Origin of the sequence: Rhodococcus sp. 14-1411-2a (genome assembly GCF_002259485.1) — a bacterium.
Lineage (GTDB): Bacteria > Actinomycetota > Actinomycetes > Mycobacteriales > Mycobacteriaceae > Rhodococcoides.
Genome location: NZ_NPGA01000023.1, coordinates 1 through 5276 on the forward strand (window position 1 = coordinate 1; position 5276 = coordinate 5276).

The following is a 5276-nucleotide window of genomic DNA, read 5'->3' on the forward strand; positions in this document are numbered from 1 at the left end:
GTCTTTTACGGAGAGTTTGATCCTGGCTCAGGACGAACGCTGGCGGCGTGCTTAACACATGCAAGTCGAGCGGTAAGGCCTTTCGGGGTACACGAGCGGCGAACGGGTGAGTAACACGTGGGTGATCTGCCCTGCACTCTGGGATAAGCTTGGGAAACTGGGTCTAATACCGGATATGACCGCATGCCGCATGGTGTGTGGTGGAAAGATTTATCGGTGCAGGATGGGCCCGCGGCCTATCAGCTTGTTGGTGGGGTAATGGCCTACCAAGGCGACGACGGGTAGCCGACCTGAGAGGGTGACCGGCCACACTGGGACTGAGACACGGCCCAGACTCCTACGGGAGGCAGCAGTGGGGAATATTGCACAATGGGCGGAAGCCTGATGCAGCGACGCCGCGTGAGGGATGAAGGCCTTCGGGTTGTAAACCTCTTTCAGCAGGGACGAAGCGTGAGTGACGGTACCTGCAGAAGAAGCACCGGCTAACTACGTGCCAGCAGCCGCGGTAATACGTAGGGTGCGAGCGTTGTCCGGAATTACTGGGCGTAAAGAGTTCGTAGGCGGTTTGTCGCGTCGTTTGTGAAAACCCGGGGCTCAACTTCGGGCTTGCAGGCGATACGGGCAGACTTGAGTGTTTCAGGGGAGACTGGAATTCCTGGTGTAGCGGTGAAATGCGCAGATATCAGGAGGAACACCGGTGGCGAAGGCGGGTCTCTGGGAAACAACTGACGCTGAGGAACGAAAGCGTGGGTAGCAAACAGGATTAGATACCCTGGTAGTCCACGCCGTAAACGGTGGGCGCTAGGTGTGGGTTCCTTCCACGGGATCTGTGCCGTAGCTAACGCATTAAGCGCCCCGCCTGGGGAGTACGGCCGCAAGGCTAAAACTCAAAGGAATTGACGGGGGCCCGCACAAGCGGCGGAGCATGTGGATTAATTCGATGCAACGCGAAGAACCTTACCTGGGTTTGACATACACCGGAAAACCGTAGAGATACGGTCCCCCTTGTGGTCGGTGTACAGGTGGTGCATGGCTGTCGTCAGCTCGTGTCGTGAGATGTTGGGTTAAGTCCCGCAACGAGCGCAACCCTTGTCTTATGTTGCCAGCGCGTTATGGCGGGGACTCGTAAGAGACTGCCGGGGTCAACTCGGAGGAAGGTGGGGACGACGTCAAGTCATCATGCCCCTTATGTCCAGGGCTTCACACATGCTACAATGGCCAGTACAGAGGGCTGCGAGACCGTGAGGTGGAGCGAATCCCTTAAAGCTGGTCTCAGTTCGGATCGGGGTCTGCAACTCGACCCCGTGAAGTCGGAGTCGCTAGTAATCGCAGATCAGCAACGCTGCGGTGAATACGTTCCCGGGCCTTGTACACACCGCCCGTCACGTCATGAAAGTCGGTAACACCCGAAGCCGGTGGCCTAACCCCTCGTGGGAGGGAGCCGTCGAAGGTGGGATCGGCGATTGGGACGAAGTCGTAACAAGGTAGCCGTACCGGAAGGTGCGGCTGGATCACCTCCTTTCTAAGGAGCCTCTTCGCTCGGATGCACTGCTGAACAGTCAGCAGACGATCCAGCGACAGAAACCGTTTAGTCCTCATATGTAGGACTGCGGTGCTCACGGGTGGAACACTGACAACCAATTCGTTCATCGTGTCGCCGGCAATGCCGGAGACACGGACGGGTTATATCGATGCACTGTTGGGTCCTGAGAGAACACGCGAAAGCATGTTTCTTTCTAGGCAAGACATATACGAGCAAGAGATTGTGTTTACATCGCATCGCTTCGGTGGTGGCTGGTAGCACGTGGGTTTCTTGGTTGTGTGTTGTTTGAGAATTGCACAGTGGACGCGAGCATCTTTGTTGTAAGTAATGAAGAGCGTACGGTGGATGCCTTGGCACCAGGAGCCGATGAAGGACGTAGGAGGCTGCGATAAGCCTCGGGGAGCTGTCAACCGAGCTGTGATCCGAGGGTGTCCGAATGGGGAAACCCAGCACGAGTGATGTCGTGTTACCTGCACCTGAATATATAGGGTGTGTGGAGGGAACGTGGGGAAGTGAAACATCTCAGTACCCACAGGAAGAGAAAACAACAGTGATTCCGTGAGTAGTGGCGAGCGAAAGCGGATGAGGCCAAACTTTGTGCGTGTGATACCCGGCAGGGGTTGCGTATGGAGGGTTGTGGGGTTTGCATTGTCGATTCTGCCGGATCGGCCGACAGTGAGAAATTGTGGTGTTAGTCGAAGTGGTCTGGAACGGCCTGTCGTAGAGGGTGAGAGTCCCGTAGACGAAAACACTGCAACTGTCGTTGCGAATACCCAAGTAGCAGCGGGCCCGTGAAATCTGCTGTGAATCTGTCGGGACCACCCGATAAGCCTGAATACTCCCTGGTGACCGATAGCGGACTAGTACCGTGAGGGAAAGGTGAAAAGTACCCCGGGAGGGGAGTGAAATAGTACCTGAAACCGTGCGCTTACAATCCGTCAAAGCCGGTGCATGACTTGTCATGGCTGGTGATGGCGTGCCTTTTGAAGAATGAGCCTGCGAGTTAGTGGCATGTCGCGAGGTTAACCCGTGTGGGGTAGCCGTAGCGAAAGCGAGTCCGAATAGGGCGTATCCACGTAAGTGGTGTAGTGGCGTGTTCTAGACCCGAAGCGGAGTGATCTACCCATGGCCAGGTTGAAGCGACGGTAAGACGTCGTGGAGGACCGAACCCACTTAGGTTGAAAACTGAGGGGATGAGTTGTGGGTAGGGGTGAAAGGCCAATCAAACTCCGTGATAGCTGGTTCTCCCCGAAATGCATTTAGGTGCAGCGTCACGTGTTTCTCGCCGGAGGTAGAGCTACTGGATGGTCTAGGGGGCCTACAAGCTTACCGAAATCAGCCAAACTCCGAATGCCGGTGAGTGAGAGCGTGGCAGTGAGACTGCGGGCGATAAGGTTCGTAGTCGAGAGGGAAACAGCCCAGATCGCCAGCTAAGGTCCCTAAGCGTGTACTAAGTGGAAAAGGATGTGGGGTCGCGAAGACAACCAGGAGGTTGGCTTAGAAGCAGCCACCCTTGAAAGAGTGCGTAATAGCTCACTGGTCAAGTGATCCTGCGCCGACAATGTAGCGGGGCTCAAGTACACCACCGAAGCTGCGGCACTCACACAACAGCCCCATGCAAGTCTGCGGATTTGTGTGCAGGTGTGTGGGTGGGTAGGGGAGCGTCGTGCAGCCATGGAAGCATCGGAGTGATCCAGGTGTGGAGGCTGCGCGAGTGAGAATGCAGGCATGAGTAGCGAAAGACGAGTGAGAAACTCGTCCGCCGAATGACCAAGGGTTCCTGGGCCAGGTTAATCCGCCCAGGGTGAGTCGGGACCTAAGACGAGGCCGACAGGCGTAGCCGATGGACAACGGGTTGATATTCCCGTACCCGTGTAACCGCGCCCATGGTGAATCAGTGACACTAACCACCCTGAATCTCGTTGATCGTGTGCCTTCGGGTACATCGACTGCGGGTGGATGCGTGGGACCTGATCTGGTAGTAGCCAAGCGATGGGGTGACGCAGGAAGGTAGCTGGGCCAGTCAGTGGTTGTACTGGTGTAAGCCTGTAGGGCGAACGGTAGGCAAATCCGCCGTTCATCAAGCCTGAGAGGTGATGCGTAGCCGATTGAGGCGAATTCAGTGATCCTATGCTGCCGAGAAAAGCCTCTAGTGAGTTGTTACACGGCCCGTACCCCAAACCGACACAGGTGGTCAGGTAGAGAATACTAAGGCGATCGAGATAACTATGGTTAAGGAACTCGGCAAAATGCCCCCGTAACTTCGGGAGAAGGGGGGCCTCGTTCGGTGATCACTCTTGCAGTGTGAGCTGGGTGGGGCCGCAGAGACCAGTGAGAAGCGACTGTTTACTAAAAACACAGGTCCGTGCGAAGTCGTAAGACGATGTATACGGACTGACGCCTGCCCGGTGCTGGAAGGTTAAGAGGACCGGTTAGCTCGTAAGAGCGAAGCTGAGAATTTAAGCCCCAGTAAACGGCGGTGGTAACTATAACCATCCTAAGGTAGCGAAATTCCTTGTCGGGTAAGTTCCGACCTGCACGAATGGCGTAACGACTTCTCAGCTGTCTCAACCATAGACTCGGCGAAATTGCATTACGAGTAAAGATGCTCGTTACGCGCGGCAGGACGAAAAGACCCCGGGACCTTCACTACAGCTTGGTATTGGTGTTCGGTTCGGTTTGTGTAGGATAGGTGGGAGACTGTGAAGCGGTGACGCCAGTTACTGTGGAGTCGTTGTTGAAATACCACTCTGATCGTATTGGATACCTCAACCTCGGACCATGATCTGGTTCAGGGACAGTGCCTGGTGGGTAGTTTAACTGGGGCGGTTGCCTCCTAAAATGTAACGGAGGCGCCCAAAGGTTCCCTCAGCCTGGTTGGCAATCAGGTGTCGAGTGCAAGTGCACAAGGGAGCTTGACTGTGAGACTGACAAGTCGAGCAGGGACGAAAGTCGGGACTAGTGATCCGGCACCGGCAAGTGGAAGCGGTGTCGCTCAACGGATAAAAGGTACCCCGGGGATAACAGGCTGATCTTCCCCAAGAGTCCATATCGACGGGATGGTTTGGCACCTCGATGTCGGCTCGTCGCATCCTGGGGCTGGAGTAGGTCCCAAGGGTTGGGCTGTTCGCCCATTAAAGCGGCACGCGAGCTGGGTTTAGAACGTCGTGAGACAGTTCGGTCTCTATCCGCCGCGCGCGTAAGAAACTTGAGGAAGGCTGTCCCTAGTACGAGAGGACCGGGACGGACGAACCTCTGGTGTGCCAGTTGTTCCACCAGGAGCACCGCTGGTTGGCTACGTTCGGAAGGGATAACCGCTGAAAGCATCTAAGCGGGAAGCCTGTTCCAAGATGAGGTTTCTCACCCCCTCGAGGGGGTAAGGCCCCCGGCAGACCACCGGGTTGATAGGCCAGAACTGGAAGTCGGGTAACCGATGCAGGTGACTGGTACTAATAGGCCGAGGACTTACCACAAAGAAGCTACGCGTCCACTGTGCAATATCTGAAACAACACACGAGTTGTTCAGCAAGCACAACCGAATACACGAATCCGCGTCCAGCCCTCTATCGGGATGGACACACGGTTCGCTCGTGATCTGCATTGTTTCGCAGAGTTACGGCGGCCATAGCGGAGGGGAAACGCCCGGTCCCATTCCGAACCCGGAAGCTAAGCCCTCCAGCGCCGATGGTACTGCACTCGACAGGGTGTGGGAGAGTAGGACACCGCCGAACAC

Annotated in this window: 3 rRNA genes; all 3 read left to right on the forward strand. The window is 56.0% G+C overall.

Features of this window, described 5'->3' with window-relative positions:
* Positions 1-4 precede the first annotated feature (4 nt).
* The 3 genes from CH291_RS26445 (at position 5) to rrf (ending at position 5274) form a co-directional block, all read left to right on the forward strand.
* Positions 5-1522 (forward strand): 16S ribosomal RNA (locus CH291_RS26445).
* A gap of 339 nt (positions 1523-1861) precedes the next feature.
* Positions 1862-5016: ribosomal RNA gene (locus tag CH291_RS26450) — 23S ribosomal RNA — on the forward strand.
* Positions 5017-5157: 141 nt separating this feature from the next.
* A 5S ribosomal RNA gene (gene rrf, locus CH291_RS26455) occupies positions 5158-5274 on the forward strand.
* Together the 16S, 23S and 5S rRNA genes form the textbook arrangement of a ribosomal RNA operon.
* Positions 5275-5276: the final 2 nt, after the last annotated feature.